Annotated in this window: 9 protein-coding genes, 1 tRNA gene and 1 pseudogene; 7 read left to right on the top strand and 4 right to left on the bottom strand. The window is 72.1% G+C overall.

All coding sequences use genetic code 11. From position 1 onward, the window contains the following. Positions 1–12 precede the first annotated feature (12 nt). Entirely contained in the window at positions 13–1,011 is a 999-nt protein-coding gene (locus tag QCD68_RS10675) for a phosphotransferase (RefSeq protein WP_253467781.1), read from the bottom strand. A gap of 81 nt (positions 1,012–1,092) precedes the next feature. On the opposite strand from QCD68_RS10675, the gene nudC reads away from it, so the two are divergent. Beyond that, on the top strand, positions 1,093–2,028 hold the full coding sequence (gene nudC, locus QCD68_RS10670; RefSeq protein WP_253467783.1) for an NAD(+) diphosphatase: 936 nt from the start codon (positions 1,093–1,095) through the stop codon (positions 2,026–2,028). Next, a complete protein-coding gene (locus tag QCD68_RS10665; protein WP_301222999.1) occupies positions 2,025–3,770 on the top strand; it encodes an ATP-dependent helicase in 1,746 nt (581 codons plus the stop codon). The genes nudC and QCD68_RS10665 overlap by 4 nt, the downstream gene beginning before the upstream one ends. Here the strand turns inward: QCD68_RS10665 and QCD68_RS10660 are convergent. Further along, a pseudogene (locus tag QCD68_RS10660) lies at positions 3,724–4,209 on the bottom strand (TOMM precursor leader peptide-binding protein); the annotation flags it as partial. The gene QCD68_RS10665 and the pseudogene QCD68_RS10660 overlap by 47 nt on opposite strands. 428 nt (positions 4,210–4,637) lie before the next feature. Then, positions 4,638–6,098 (bottom strand): zinc-dependent metalloprotease, encoded by a 1,461-nt coding sequence (locus QCD68_RS10655; protein ID WP_301222998.1) that lies wholly within the window; start codon positions 6,096–6,098, stop codon positions 4,638–4,640. Between the two features lie 103 nt (positions 6,099–6,201). Between QCD68_RS10655 and QCD68_RS10650 the strand changes: the two genes are divergently transcribed. The 4 genes from QCD68_RS10650 to QCD68_RS10635 all read left to right on the top strand — a co-directional run bounded on the left by QCD68_RS10650 (position 6,202) and on the right by QCD68_RS10635 (position 11,596). Continuing rightward, positions 6,202–7,311, top strand: coding sequence for a YlbL family protein (locus QCD68_RS10650; protein ID WP_301222997.1), 1,110 nt, complete (start codon positions 6,202–6,204; stop codon positions 7,309–7,311). A 194-nt stretch (positions 7,312–7,505) separates the two neighbouring features. Continuing rightward, positions 7,506–10,544: a UPF0182 family membrane protein gene (locus QCD68_RS10645; RefSeq protein WP_301222996.1), complete on the top strand. Its 3,039-nt coding sequence runs from the start codon at positions 7,506–7,508 to the stop codon at positions 10,542–10,544. Positions 10,545–10,607: 63 nt separating this feature from the next. Next, positions 10,608–10,684: transfer RNA gene (locus QCD68_RS10640), tRNA-Met, on the top strand. A gap of 96 nt (positions 10,685–10,780) precedes the next feature. Then, entirely contained in the window at positions 10,781–11,596 is an 816-nt protein-coding gene (locus QCD68_RS10635) for a carbon-nitrogen hydrolase family protein (RefSeq protein WP_301222995.1), read from the top strand. A gap of 43 nt (positions 11,597–11,639) precedes the next feature. On the opposite strand, the gene QCD68_RS10630 is transcribed toward QCD68_RS10635, so the two are convergent. Further along, a complete protein-coding gene (locus tag QCD68_RS10630; RefSeq protein WP_301222994.1) occupies positions 11,640–12,842 on the bottom strand; it encodes an aminotransferase class I/II-fold pyridoxal phosphate-dependent enzyme in 1,203 nt (400 codons plus the stop codon). Positions 12,843–13,102: 260 nt separating this feature from the next. Between QCD68_RS10630 and QCD68_RS10625 the strand changes: the two genes are divergently transcribed. Continuing rightward, positions 13,103–15,088, top strand: a complete 1,986-nt coding sequence (locus QCD68_RS10625) for a S1C family serine protease (protein WP_301222993.1) — start codon at positions 13,103–13,105, stop codon at positions 15,086–15,088. Positions 15,089–15,203 lie beyond the last annotated feature (115 nt).

Genomic DNA, 15,203 nt, shown 5'->3' with positions numbered 1-15,203 from the left:
GTGCCGCGTGTGTCAGCTGTGGCGGCGTTCGGTCGAGGAGAGCAGTTGCTCGACCTCGCCGATCTCCATCGTCTCCGGTGAGACGGCCTGCAGCGGGGCGGCCGACGGGGCGTGCACGGCCTCGGCGAGCCGGTGCATCATCGCGACCGCGTCGTCGACGACCTCGGTGCTCTTCACCTGGACGCCGTGCAGCAGCCACTGCGCGGTCTCGAGTTCGTGGTGCACGCGGGCGCGCTGCCCGAGCTGGCGGTCACGACCGCCGCCGCCCGCGGTGTAGGCGCTGAGCACGGTGTCGAACGCCTCGCGGCGGCCGGCGAGCACCCACGCCAGGTCCTTGGCCGGGTCGCCGAGCCGGAGCTCGCCCCACCCGAGGACGCCCGTGACGTCGTCCCCCTGGACGAGGACCGAGTCGAGTCCGAGCGAGCCGTGCACGACGGTCGGCGTGAACTGCCAGAGCTGCTGGTCGCGCGCGGCGCCCTCCCAGCGCTCCTGCAGGGCGTCCGGCACGAGCTTCGTCGCGACGGCGCGGTCCATCACGGACACGGCCGAGCGGAGCACCTCGAAGGGCGTCAGGGACGGCAGGCCGGCGTCGGTCACGAAGCTGGTCGGCAGGGCGTGCAGTGCGGCGATCGCGCGACCGACGCTGGTGGCCAGCTCGGGCCGGTCGGTCAGGTCGCGGAGCGCGGGGTGCGCGCCCTCGACGTAGGACGTCAGGATGGCGCGCGTCGACCCGATCGGCGCCTGTCCGCGGTACTCCGGCACGGCGAACGGGAGGCGCGTGCGGATCCCGGCGCTCAGGGCGCGGATCGCGACGAGGTCGGCGGACTGGCGCGCTTCCGCGCGCTGGTTCCGGGGACGACGGATCGCCGAGGACCGGCCGTCGGCGTCGCGGACGACGGCCGACTCGTAGTCGCCGCCGGCCACCGAGCCGAGCGTGCGTGTGCCGGTCAGGACCAGTCCGGGCACGGCCGTGGTCGCCAACGCGGCTAGAGTGAACTGCGATCCCGCCATGCCCAACAGGGTAGGTCCGCGGCGCATCCGATCGGTGCGCGCCACGCTGACCCGGGACGTGTCGACCACCAGGAGATCCGTGTGACCGTGGAGTTCGCCGCCCGGCTGCCGCTCGCCCGCAACGAGCTCGACCGCGACGCGGAGCACCGTTCCACGCCCGACCTCGAGCGGGTGCTGCGCGACGACCCGACCACCCGGTTCCTGCCGGTGCACCGCGGCGCCATGCTGCGGAACGCCGACGGCACGCTGCGCTTCGTCGACGCCGGCCAGGTGCCGGACGACGCCACCCTGCTCTACCTCGGTCGCGCGGTCAGCGACGCTCCGGACGCCCCGGCGGGCACCCGCTTCGTCGCGGCCCTCGTCGATGACGCCGCGGCCGCCCGGATCGAGCCGGACACCGACGTGTGGGAGAACCTCCGCATGTTCGGCACCGAGCTGTCCGCGCGTGACCAGGGCCTGGCGGTCGAGGCCGTGGCGATGGCGAACTGGCACGCCGTGCACGGGTTCTCGCCGCGCACCGGTTCGCCGACCGAGTCCACCGTCGGCGGCTGGGTCCGCCGCGACCCCGAGGGCCACCAGCACTTCCCGCGCACCGACGCCGCGATCATCGTCGGCATCACCGACGGGCAGGACCGGATCCTGCTCGGTTCGAACGCCGCCTGGGACGCGAACCGCTACTCGCTGCTCGCCGGGTTCGTCGAGCCGGGGGAGTCCCTCGAGGACGCCGTCCGGCGCGAGGTCTTCGAGGAAGCCGGCGTCACCATCGAGGAGCCCGAGTACCTCGGCTCGCAGCCGTGGCCGTTCCCGGCGTCACTGATGGTCGGCTTCCGTGCCCGGGCGGTCGACGGCGACCCCTCGACTGCCCGCCCGGACGGTGTGGAGATCATCGACGTCCGCTGGTTCTCGCGCGACGAGATCCGCGAGCAGGCCGGCGACACGGTGCTGCTGCCCGGCCGGACCTCCATCGCCCGCGTGATCATCGAGGAGTGGTACGGCGGGCCGCTCGACCTGCCGTGACCCCCGCAGCCGGACCCGTCGACCCGACGACGCCCTCGCCGGACGCGCTGCTCGCGGCGCTCGACGCCGAGCAGCGCACCGTCGCCCGGACCCTCCTCGGCCCGGTCGCGGTCCTGGCCGGTGCCGGCACCGGCAAGACCCGGGCGATCACGCACCGGATCGCGTACGGCGTCGCCACCGGCACGTACTCGCCGAACCACGTCCTGGCGCTGACCTTCACCACCCGCGCCGCCGGTGAGCTGCGCTCCCGGCTGCGTGCCCTGGGCGCCGGAGCCGTACAGGCCCGGACCTTCCACGCGGCGGCGATGTCGCAGCTCGGGTACTTCTGGCCGGACACCGTCGGCGGCCACGCGCCCGGCCTGGTGGAGTCGAAGGGCCGGGTGATCGCGCACGCGGCCGACACGATCGGCCTGCGGGTGGACACCCCGGTGCTGCGCGACCTGGCCGGCGAGGTCGAGTGGCGGAAGGTGCAGCGACTCACCTACGACGAGTACGAGGCCGCGGCGTCCGAGCGCACCATGCCGCGGGACACCTCGCCGTCGCGGGTCGTCGACCTGATGCGCGCCTACGAACGGCTCAAGGACGACCGTCGGCAGATGGACTTCGAGGACGTGCTGCTGCTGACGCTCGGCATGGTGGAGTCCGAGCCCCGGGTCGCGTCCTTCGTGCGGCAGCAGTACCGCTTCTTCGTCGTGGACGAGTACCAGGACGTCTCGCCCGTCCAGCACGACCTGCTCCGGGCGTGGCTCGGCGGCCGGGACGACCTGTGCGTCGTCGGGGACGCCAGTCAGACGATCTACTCGTTCACCGGTGCCTCGAGCCGCTACCTGCTCGGGTTCGGTTCGGAGTTCCCGCGCGCGTCGGTGCTCCGGCTGGAACGGAACTACCGGTCCACCCGGGAGGTCGTGCTCGCGGCCAACGCCCTGATGCGCGGCCAGCCGGGGGCGCTGGACCTCGTCGCGCAGGAGACCACCCCCGGCCCCGAACCGGTCGTGCTGCCCTGCGTCCACGACGGTGACGAGGCGGCCACCATCGCCCGACGCATCGCCGAGCTCGTGACCGGCGGTGCCGCGTACGGCGACTGCGCGGTGCTGTTCCGCGTCGGCGCCCAGTCCGCCGCGATCGAGTCGGCGCTCGCCCGCAACGGGATCCCGTACCGGGTGCAGGGCGGCAAGCGGTTCTTCGACCGGCCGGAGGTCAAGCTCGCCGTGCACCACATGCGTGGCGAGGCGGTCCGGCAGACCGACGACGAACTGCTGCGCCGCGTGGAGCTCGTCCTGCAGATCAGCGGGTGGACCCGCACCGCCCCCGAGGGCACCGGCGCCGTCCGCGAACAGTGGGAGGCGCTGCAGGCGATCATGCAGCTCGCCGAGAACGCACCCGCCGACACGACGATGCAGCAGTTCACCGCGGACCTGGTCGACCGCGCGGCCACCCACCACGAGCCGGAGCTCGACGCCGTCACCCTCGCGACGCTGCACTCGTCGAAGGGCCTGGAGTGGCCGCACGTGGTGCTCGCCGGCGTCGCCGAAGGGCTGCTGCCGATCTCGTACGCCACCACCGACGACGGCATCGACGAAGAGCGCCGCCTGTTCTACGTCGGCATCACCCGTGCCCGTCGTTCCTTGACCATGACGTGGTCGGCGCAGGGCTCGTCACGGGGCGGACCCCGGGTGGCGAGTCGGTTCCTGGCAGCGATCGGCACGCACACCGCGGATGCGGAGCGACCCACCGCCGGGTGACCGACAGGTCGGCCCGGTCGAACACCAGCTGCTCGGCGTCCGGCCGCTGCACGACCAGCGGCAGCCGGTCGAGGACCGTCCGGGCCACGGTGGCCGCCAGGCTGGCCGCACGCCACGGGGACAGCGCCGCGGCCGGTCGTCCCCACACCTGCGCGGCGATCGCCGGCCAGGCCGGGTCGGCGTCGGTCCGTTCCAGCTCCACGCACTGGAGGCACGGCCCGGCTCCCGGCACCAGGAACGGCCCGACGCGGACCCGGCCGTCGCCGACGACGACCGGCAGGTGCGGCACCGACCGCCGGGTCCACGCGGACCGGACGACCGGGTCGGTCACGTGGTCGGCGACGAGGACGGCCAGCGCCGGCGGTGGGTCCGGCTCGGGCACCGGGCCACCCCGCGGAGCGATCGTCCGGACGACGGTCACGCCGTCGCCGGTGAGCATCCGGTCGAGTTCGTCGGCGAGCGGCCCGACGCCAGCGACCTCGACCCGGGCGAGGGGCTCCGGCAGCATGTCGACGACCGCGGCGGCGGCGTCGCCGAGGACCCGGGCGGCCGCGGCCGGTGCGCAGCCGACGCTCCGTGCCAGCCCGGCCATCACGTCCCGGGCGGTCTCACGTCGGAGCGCGCAGAGGAACCGCTCCTCGGCCGTGGTCGGGACCGGCACCACGGCACGCGGCGGGTCGACCCCGAGCTGCACGGTGCACGGGTCGCGCCACACGAACTCGAGCGTCGGATCGATGCGGATGCCCATGTCGCCAACGCTCGCGCATCACCGGTGTCGGTCGGAGGCGGACGGCGTGATCTGTGGACAACCGCGGGGCGGACCGGCGGGTGTGGACGGGAGGCGGGGCGCGCCTCCCGTCCGGACGACTACTGCTGCGGACCGCCGGCCGGGCCGGCTGCCGGGCCGGCTGCCGGGCCGCCCGAGGGACCGGTCGCGGGGCCGTCGGACGGACCGTCGGTGCCCGGGTCCTCGTCGATCCCGCCGGACTCGTCCTCGTGCGGACGGTCGTCGGTCGCGTCGTTGAGCAGGTCCTCGAGCGCACGGTCGAACGCGTCGTCCTCGGCGGACTGCGACGGGTCCCGCAGCCGGGCGACGAGCGACTCCGGTGCGTCGATGTCGTCGGAGCCCGGCACCAGGTCGAACGCGGCCCACAGCGCGTCGCGCTGGTCGGCACCGAGCTCGTCGGTCACGCGCTGCCACATCGCTGCGGCCTCGCGCAGCCGGCGGGGGCGGAGCTCCAGACCGACGAGCGTCGCGAACGCCGACTCGGCCGGACCGCCCGCGGCACGGCGGCGGCGGACCATCTCGGCGATCGCCCCGGCACGGGGGAGGCGTGCGGTCGCGGCGGCCGTGACCGTGTCGACCCAGCCCTCGACCAGCGCGAGCATCGTCTCGAGGCGGGCCAGGGCGGCGTCCTGCTCGGGCGTCCGCGGCGGGATGAGCGCCCCGGAGGCCAGGGCGTCGCGGAGCTGCTCCTGGTCGGTCGGGTCGATGCCGGAGAGCGATTCCTCCACCCGGTCGAACGGGATGTGCACGCCCTTCGCGTACTCGGTGATCGAGGAGATGATGTGCAGTCGGAGCCAGCGGGCCGAGCGGAACAGCCGCGCGTGGGCGAGCTCGCGGACCGCCAGGTAGATGCGGACCTCGTCGACCGGCACGTCGAGCCCGTCGGCGAACTCGGCGACGTTCTGCGGCACCAGCGCGGCGACCTGCTCGTCGAGCAGCGGGATGCCGACGTCGCCACCGGACACGACCTCCTTCGCGAGCTGTCCGACGACCTGGCCGAGCTGGATCGCGAAGAGGGCTCCGCCGACACCGCGCATCGCCTTCGAGACGTCGCCGAGCATCGCCTTGAGCTCCTCCGGCGCGCGCTGGTCGATCGCCTCGGTCAGGGCCGTGGCGATGCTCGAGGCCACGGGTTCGGCGATCTGCGACCACACCGGTGCCGTCGCCTTCGCCCACTGTTCACGGGTGTAGACACTCGGCGCCGCGGTGAGTTCGGCGACGGTGGTGACCTCGTCGAGCCACAGGGCCGCGACCTGGAACGCCTGCGTCGACGCCTGGGCGGTGGCGGGGTCGAGCGGCTCGGCGCCCTCCCGCGCGATGGTGGCGGCGCGGTCGGCGGTCACCGTGAAGTCGATGCCGTCCGAGCCGGTCTGCGCGGCGCGCTGGAGTTGGCTCATCAGTTCGGCGACGGCGGCCGGGTCGTTCGGCAGGCCGGCGGCACCGGCGAGCTGCGACGGGTCGATCTGCCCCTCGCCGGACAGGAGTTTGCGGAGCATCTCCTGGAAGTCGTCGTCCGGCCCCGGCTGCGGTTCATCAGGCATGCCGACTACGCTAACCGCTGCCCGCGGGCCCGGACCTGGGACCGGCCCGGGCATCCGCCCGGACGGCTGCGCCGTGGGCGAACAGCCTCCGGAAGGACCCTGCGTGACCCTCTTCGCCCCCGCTCCCCGTCGTCGCTCGCGTTCGCGGACCGTCGGGTGGGTGTTCGTCGCCGGAGCCGTCGTGCTGGGACTGGTGGCGAGCGTGCTGCCGAGCCCGTACGTCATCGAGATGCCCGGACCCGTGTTCAACACGATCGGCACCCAGCGGCAGGGCACGGGCAAGGACGCGAAGGACGTCGAGCTCATCGAGATCGACGGACACCGCACGTACCCGACCTCCGGCGCGCTCGACATGCTCACGGTCAGCGTGCAGGGCACCGCCACCGAGCGGCCCTCGTGGACCAGCGTCGTCCGGGCCCTGTTCACGAAGTCGCAGGCGGTCGTGCCGGCCAGTGCGATCTACCCGCCCGGCACCTCGACCGACCAGGTAAACAAGCAGGACGCCGCCGACATGACGAACTCCCAGCAGTCCGCGGTGGCCGCCGCGCTCGTCCACCAGGGGTACCGGATCCCGACCGAACTCGAGGTCGGCAGCATCCAGGACGGGTCTGCAGCCGACGGCGTGGTCCGCACCGGGGACGTCGTCACCGCCTTCGACGGCACGTCACTGCGCACCAACGCCGATGCGACCACGCTCCGCGAACTCGTCGCGAAGCACGGCACCTCGTCGCCCGCGACGGTCACGGTGGAGCGCGGGGGCGCGAGCCGCGAGCTCTCCCTGACCCCCCGGTCCGAGCAGGGCACCGCGCTGATCGGCGTCGGCGTCGTCGAGCACTACGACTTCCCCTTCGACGTCGACATCAAGCTCCAGGACGTCGGCGGCCCCTCGGCCGGCATGATGTTCGCGCTCGGGATCATCGACGAGATCACGCCGGGCAAGCTCAACGGCGGCGAGCACGTCGCGGGCACCGGCACGATCACCGCGGCCGGCGAGGTCGGCCCCATCGGTGGCATCCGCCAGAAGCTCTACGGCGCCGAGGCCGCCGGCGCGAAGGTCTTCCTCGCACCGAAGACGAACTGCGACGAGGTCGTCGGCCACGTGCCCGCTGGCCTCGACGTCTACGCCGTCTCCACCCTCGACCAGGCCGTCACTGACCTGCAGACGATCGCCGCCGGCCGCAGCACCGCCGGACTCGAGCGCTGCACGCGCTGAGCGCTGCGCGGCCTGGGCGCCGTCCGACCGGACTGACGGGGCTAACGGGGGACGGGCCTCCCGGCCGGACCGGAGGCCCGAGCCGGCTTCCTGAGACGCAGCACAGGTTGACTGTCGGCCGAGGCGAATAGGATCGACGCACTGACGGCTCGGCCTGCCGGCGCCGCCGGTCCGACACGTCTGGAGCACAACAAGTGACGAACACCTCGTCCACCGCGGGACGGCGCTCGCCGCGTGTCCCGATCGTGGTCACGATCATCGTGCTGGCCGCACTGGTGATCGGCTTCTTCATCTTCGCCAGCCTCTACACCGACTACGCGTGGTTCACGCAACTCGGGTTCGAGCGGGTCCTCACCACCAGGTGGCTCGCCGGGACGGCGATGTTCGTCGCCGGGTTCCTGGGGATGGCCGTCCCGGTCTGGCTGAGCATCACGCTCGCCTTCCGGTTCCGCCCCGTCTACGCGAAGCTCAACTCGCAGCTCGACCGCTACCAGCAGGTCATCGAACCGCTGCGCCGCGTCGTCATGCTCGGCATCCCCGCGGTGCTCGGTGTCTTCGCCGGGCTCGCGACGGCGCCGCGCTGGAGCATGGTGCTGGAGTACTTCAACCGCACCCCCTTCGGCAAGACGGACCCGCAGTTCGGGCTCGACATCGGGTTCTACGTCTTCGAGCTGCCGTTCTGGCGTGCCGTCGTGGCGTACTCGTCCGCGGTCGTCCTGATCGCCGGGCTCGCCGCCCTGGCCGCCACGTACCTGTACGGGGCGCTCCGCTTCGGCGGGCGCGAGGTCCGGATCTCGCGGGCCGCCCGCATCCAGCTCGCGGTGACGGCCGGCCTCTACATCGCCCTGCAGGCCGCCAGCCTGTGGCTCGACCAGTACGCCGCGCTGACCAAGGACAACTCGCTCATCACCGGTGCCCAGTACACCGAGGTGAACGCGACCATCCCGGGCCGCGAGATCATGGCCGGCATCGCCGCGATCGTGGCGATCCTGTTCATCGTCACCGCCGTCATCGGCCGCTGGCGCATCTCGATCGTCGGCACCGGCCTGCTCCTGGTCGCGGCGATCGTCATCGGCGGCATCTACCCGTGGATCGTCCAGCGCCTGCAGGTCGCACCGAGCGAGCGGTCGTTCGAGTCGGCGTTCATCCAGCGGAACATCGACGCCACCCGTGACGCCTACGACGTCGCCGGGGTCAAGGAACGCGACTACGACGCGACCACCACCGCGACCTCGGGCGCCCTGTCGGAGGACGCCCAGACCACCGCGAACATCCGCATCATCGACCCGAAGATCGTGGCGGACACGTACAGCCAGCTGCAGCAGTACCGGCAGTACTACCAGTTCCCGGACCAGCTCGACGTCGACCGCTACCAGGTCGACGGCAAGACCGAGGACACCGTCCTGGCCGTGCGTGACATCGACCTCGACGGCCTCGGCTCGTCGGCGACGCAGTACAACCGCACGTTCGTCTACACCCACGGCTACGGCGTCGTCGCGGCCTACGGCAACCAGCGTGCGAGCGACGGCAAGCCGGTCTTCATCGAGTCGGGCATCCCGGCCGGCGGCGACCTCGGCAAGTACCAGCCGCGCGTGTACTTCGGCGAGAACTCGCCCGCGTACTCGATCGTCGGGGCGCCGAAGGGCACCAAGGACGTGGAGCTGGACTACCCGTCCGGGTCCGACGACAACGACGGCAACGCGACCACGACCTACGCGGCCGACGGCGGCCCGAAGATCGGCAACTTCTTCAACCGCCTGGTCTACGCGGCGAAGTTCCAGTCCGAGCAGATCCTGCTGTCGAACGCCGTCAACGCGGACTCGCAGATCCTGTACGACCGTGACCCGGTGCAGCGCGTCAGCAAGGTCGCGCCGTACCTGAAGCTCGACAAGGACGCCTACCCGGCGATCGTCGACAACCGCATCCAGTGGGTCGTCGACGGGTACACCACGAGCAACGCGTACCCGTACTCGCAGAGCCAGAGCATGACCGACAGCATCAACGGCACCGACACCGGCAGCTTCCGCACCGACCAGGTGAACTACATCCGGAACTCGGTCAAGGCCACCGTCGACGCCTACACCGGCAAGGTCACGCTCTACGCCTGGGACACCACCGACCCGGTGCTGAAGACCTGGCAGAAGATCTTCCCGACGTCGCTGCAGCCGGTCTCCTCGATGAGCGCCGACCTGTTGGCGCACGTCCGCTACCCGACGGACCTGTTCAAGGTCCAGCGGAGCATCCTCGGCACCTACCACGTCACCAACGCCAACTCGTTCTACTCGGGCGACGACGCATGGACGACCCCGGTGGACCCGACCTCGACGTCGACGAGCGCGGGGGACTCCGACTCGGCCGGCTCCGGTTCGGGGACGAACACGACCACGACGAACGCACTCGGGACGCAGACCACCGCGACGAACCCCGACCAGCAGGACCCGTACTACCTGACGATGAAGGTCCCCGGCTCCGGGACGGCGTACTCGCTGTACAGCACGTACATCCCGAAGCAGAACTCGTCGTCGAACGCGCGCAACGTCCTGACCGGCTACCTGGCTGTCGGGTCGGATGCCAGCGGGGCCGGCAAGGGCAAGAAGGGCAAGGGGTACGGCAAGCTCACGCTGCTGACCATCCCGAAGACCGACAGCATCCCGGGTCCGTCGCAGGTGCAGAACCTGTTCAACTCCGACCCGACCGTGTCGCAGGAGCTCAACATCCTGAAGCGCGGCAACAGCACGGTGAAGCAGGGCAACCTGCTGACCCTGCCGGTGGGTGGCGGGTTCCTCTACGTCCAGCCGGTGTACGTGCAGTCCACCTCGAGCGGCTCGTACCCGCTGCTGCAGAAGGTCCTGGTGGCCTTCGGCGACAAGATCGCGTTCGAGGACACGCTCGACCAGGCGCTCGACAAGCTGTTCGGTGGCAACTCCGGTGCGGCCGCGGGTGACTCCGGTGCAGCGTCCGGCTCCGGTTCGGACTCGGGTGACTCCGGGTCGGGGACCTCGACCGGCGGTGCTCCCGGCGGTGCCACGGGCGGCTCCACGGGCGGCTCGTCCGCGGGCAGCAGCAACCCGGACGTGCAGCAGGCGCTGTCCGACGCCGACAAGGCGCTCCGGGCCCGCGAGCAGGCGTACGCCGACAACGACCTCGTCGCTGCGGCCGAGGCCGACAAGCAGCTGCAGCAGGCCATCGAGGCCGCCATCGCAGCCGAGAACAGCACCGCCTCGAAGGGCTGAACACGCCGAGCGGGGTGCTCGATTTGGCACCCCGCTCGGGTCCGTGTAGTGTTTTCCATGTGCCGCGGGGTGGAGCAGTTCGGTAGCTCGCTGGGCTCATAACCCAGAGGTCGTAGGTTCAAATCCTGCCCCCGCAACCAACGCGACACGAGAAGCCCCGGTCCTCACGGACCGGGGCTTCTTCGCGTTCCCGGGCTGCTTCGCGTTCCGGGGCTGAGCGCGGCTAGCCTGGCACCGTGACGACCCTGACCATCGCGGCAGCCCAGTTCGCCCCCGTCGACGACACCGCCGCGAACCTCCGCTCCGTGGCCGATGCTGCCCGGACCGCGGTGGAGCGGGGCGCACAGCTCCTGGTCACGCCGGAGTACAGCTCGTACTTCACGGCCGAGATCGACGACCGGTTCGTCGCGGCAGCGCAGCCGCTCGACGGGTCCTTCGTCACCGGCCTTCGCCGGATCGCCCGCAGCACCGGCATCGCGCTGGTCGTCGGCGTGGCCGAGACGGGGGAGACGGCGGAGCGCTTCCGGAACACCCTGGTGGCGATCGGTGCGGACGGCTCGGTGCTGACCACGTACCGCAAGGTGCACCTCTACGACGCGTTCGGGTCGCGGGAGTCCGACCGCATCGAGGCCGGTGACCCCGTACAGCTGCCGGTGGTCGAGGTCGCGGGCGTCCGGGTCGGCCTCGAGACCTGCTACGACCTGCGCTTCCCCGAGGTCACCAGGCGCCTGGCCGCGCCCGAGCACGGCGCTGCCGACGTCGTGGTCCTGCCGGCCGAGTGGGTCCAGGGTCCGGGCAAGGAACACCACTGGCGGACGCTGCTGACCGCACGGGCGATCGAGAACACCGTCTGGGTCGTCGGCGTCGGACAAGCGCCGCCCGTCGGCATCGGTGGCACGGTCGCGCTCGACCCCACCGGGACCGCGGTCGCCGCGCTCGGGGCCGAGCCCGGACTGCTCGTCACGACCGTCGACACCGACGTCACCGAGCGGGTGCGGTCCGTGAACCCGTCGCTGTCCCTCCGCCGGTACGACGTCCAGCCGCGCGACTGACGCGGCGACCGCCCCGCGCGTCGCACTCCGCCCTGCGGGCGGCTCAGACCGCCATGGCGAGCCCTGCCAGCCGGGCCACGGCCTCCTCGAGCACCGACCGCCGCTTGCAGAAGGCGAACCGGATGAGCGACCGGTACCCGTCGACGTGGTCCGGGCGGACGAACGCCGACACCGGTACGCCTACCACGCCGGCCAACCGCGGGAGCTCCAGACACAGGGCGCGGGCGTCATCGTGCCCGAGCGGGGCCGCGTCGGCGATGACGAAGTAGCCCGCGTCCGGCCGCAGCACGTCGAAGCCGGCGGCCGCGAGCCCGGCGGCCAGGATCTCCTGCTTCGCCCCGAGGTCCGCCGCGATCCCGGCGAAGACCGCGTCGGGCAGGCGCAGCCCGGTGGCGATCGCGGGCTGGAACGGCGCCCCGTTGACGAAGGTCAGGTACTGCTTGACGGTCGTGATCGCCTCGACCAGGGCCGGGGGAGCGGTGAGCCAGCCGATCTTCCACCCCGTCGTGTTGAAGGTCTTGCCAGCACTCGAGATCGAGACCGTGCGCTCGCGTGCCCCGGGGAGCGTGACCGGGGGGACGTGGGTGCCGGCGAACGCCAGGTGCTCGTAGACCTCGTCGGTGACGATCGCCGCGTCGAACTGCTCGGCGAGCTCGACCACGGTGCGGAGGACCTCGACCGGCAGCACCCGGCCGGTCGGGTTGTGCGGTGTGTTCACCAGCACGACCCGGGTGCGGTCGGAGAAGGCGGCGCGCAGGTCGGCCTCGTCGGGCAGGAAGTCGGGGGCCCGCAGCGGCACGGTGACGTGCGTCGCACCGGCCAGCCGGATGAGCGCCCCGTAGGCGTCGTAGAACGGCTCGAAGGTGACGACCTCGTCACCGGGCTCGACGAGCGCGAGCAGGGTGGCGGCCAACGCCTCGGTCGCGCCGGCGGTGACCAGGACCTCCCGGTCGGGATCGACGTCCAGGCCGTACCAGCGCGCCTGGTGCTCGGCGACGGCCGCGCGCAGGTCCGGGGTGCCCCGACCCGGCGGGTACTGGTTCGCACCGGCGCGGATCGCCGCCACCGCGGCGTCCAGGACCGCGGCGGGCCCGTCCTCGTCGGGGAAGCCCTGCCCCAGGTTGATCGCTCCGGTGGCCGCCGCCAGGGCGCTCATCTCGGCGAAGACGGTCGGCGCGGGCACCCCGTCGGGTCCCAGGAGCATCGCGCCCTCGGCGGCTCGCAGCCACGGACCGATCTGCCGCATGAGCGACCCCTCTCGACGTCGAGGCACCGGCCGGGAGGCGCGGCGCACGCTGGCCCCCAACCTAGCGTCCGCCCCGTCCCGGCTCCGGCGGTCGCCGTCGTCGTGTGCAGACCCCGTTCGTCGAGCGGCCCTCGTCCGTCGTGTGCGGACCGGGCACACAGCTGACGCATACGATCGGCTTGGCCAGCTCGCAGGTGCGCCATCATGACCGCCCAGGTCGGTGGTGGAGACTGCAGGAGCTTGAAAGGAGCACGTCCAGCATGAGCGACACCACGCCCAACGGGCACGGCGACGACGACCGTCGCGACGAGACCACCGGTCCGGACGAGTCGAACGGCACCCAGCACGGGCACCGCGACGCCGACGACACGGACGTGGTGGGGACGACTCCCGCAGCGGAGGGCGAGCACACCGCCGCCTCCGACCACCCCACCGAGCAGTACACGACCCCGTACCCGACGTTCGGCTCCGGGGCCTCGGGCGACGCCGACGCGACCGAGACCGCTCAGTACGGCCAGTACGGTCAGTACCGCCAGTACGGCCAGTACTCGCAGCAGGGGCAGTCCGGCCAGCAGAGCCAGTACGGCCAGGACGCGCAGTCCGGCCAGGACGCACAGTCCGGCCAGGGTCAGTACGGCCAGACGTCCCAGTACGACCAGACCTCGCAGTACGGGCAGGGCCAGTACGGGCAGCAGAGCCAGTACGGTCAGGCAGCGCAGTACGGCCAGCAGAGCCAGTACGGGCAGGACGCGCAGTACGGCCAGGGTCAGTACGGGCAGCAGGGCCAGTACGGCCAGCCCGCCCAGTACGGCCAGGGGCAGTACGGCGAGCAGGGCCAGTACGGCCAGCAGAGCCAGTACGGCCAGGACCGCCCCCGCTACGGCGAGTACTCCGGCGCCGCGGCCCCGACGCCGTCCGCCGACCAGGTACCGTCGTCGACGAGCTCGTTCGGTGACGCCGCCGACCAGCAGCGCGCGAACGGCCACTACTTCTCCGGTGCCGCGGCCACGACCGGCACCGCTACCCGCGAGCGCTCCGGCCGCAACAAGCTCGTCCTGCCGATCGTCGCGGGGCTCGTCCTCGCCGGCCTCGTCGGCGGCGGCGCGGGCTGGGCTGCCGGTTCGGCCAGCAACGGCAGCACCATCTCGGGCGGCGGCGGCACCTCGCAGAGCGGCGGCAACCTGACCGTCAACGACTACGACTCCGCCACGGTCGTCACCGCGGTCGCCGCGAAGGCCACCCCGTCGGTCGTCACGATCAACGTCTCGGCGAGCAGCGAAGCCGGCACCGGTTCCGGCGTCATCCTCAACAAGGACGGCTACATCGTCACGAACACCCACGTGGTGACGCTCGACGGTGACAGCTCGAGCGGCACCATCTCGGTGACGACCTCGAACGGCCGTGTGTACAAGGGCAAGCTCATCGGCACCGACCCGACCGTGGACCTCGCGGTCATCAAGATCGACGCGCCGGACCTCACCCCGATGTCCTTCGCCGACTCGTCGAAGCTCAACGTCGGCGACACCGCCGTCGCGATCGGCGCGCCGCTGGGCCTGTCGAACACGGTCACCGACGGCATCGTCTCGACCCTGAACCGCAGCATCCAGGTCACCTCGAGCGACCCGAACGCGGGCGGCGACTCCAACGAGGGTCAGGGCAACAACGGCAACGGTCCGTTCGACTTCTGGGGCAACGGCGACAACGGCAGCAGCCCGTCGGCGGGCACCACGGTGTCCCTGCCAGTGATCCAGACCGACGCGTCGATCAACCCCGGCAACTCGGGCGGTGCGCTGCTCGACGACAAGGGCCGGCTCATCGGCATCAACGTCGCGATCGCCAGCGCCGGCAGCTCGAGCTCGTCGAGCTCCCAGTCGGGCAGCATCGGTGTCGGGTTCTCGATCCCGTCGAACCTGGTCAAGCGCGTCGCCTCCGAGATCGTCGACAACGGCAAGGCCACGCACGGTCTGCTCGGCGCGTCGGTCGGCGACGCCACCGAGGACGCCAACGCCTCGCAGGTCGGCGCGCTCATCAAGTCGGTCGTCTCCGGTGGCGCCGCCGCCGACGCCGGGCTGCAGAAGGGCGACGTCGTCACCAAGCTCGGTGACGCCACCATCGCTGACGCGACGGACCTCACCGCGCAGGTGCGCTTCTTCGCCGGTGGCGCGACGACGCAGGTCACCTACGTCCGCAACGGGGAGACCCGGACCGCCGACGTCAAGCTGGGGACCTACGACAGCTCGAAGTGACCCGACCACCCGCATGACCGGGAGGGGGGGGCGCCCGCCCCCCGGGGGCCCCCCCCCCCGCCCCGCCGGGGGGGGCACGAGTGATCAAAAAAAACACAACGCCACCCGACCCGCG

Origin of the sequence: Curtobacterium sp. PsM8, assembly GCF_030433875.1 — a bacterium.
In the GTDB taxonomy this organism is placed as follows: domain Bacteria; phylum Actinomycetota; class Actinomycetes; order Actinomycetales; family Microbacteriaceae; genus Curtobacterium.
Note: the sequence above shows the minus strand (reverse complement) of the source record. Positions and strands in the feature narration are given on the sequence as shown.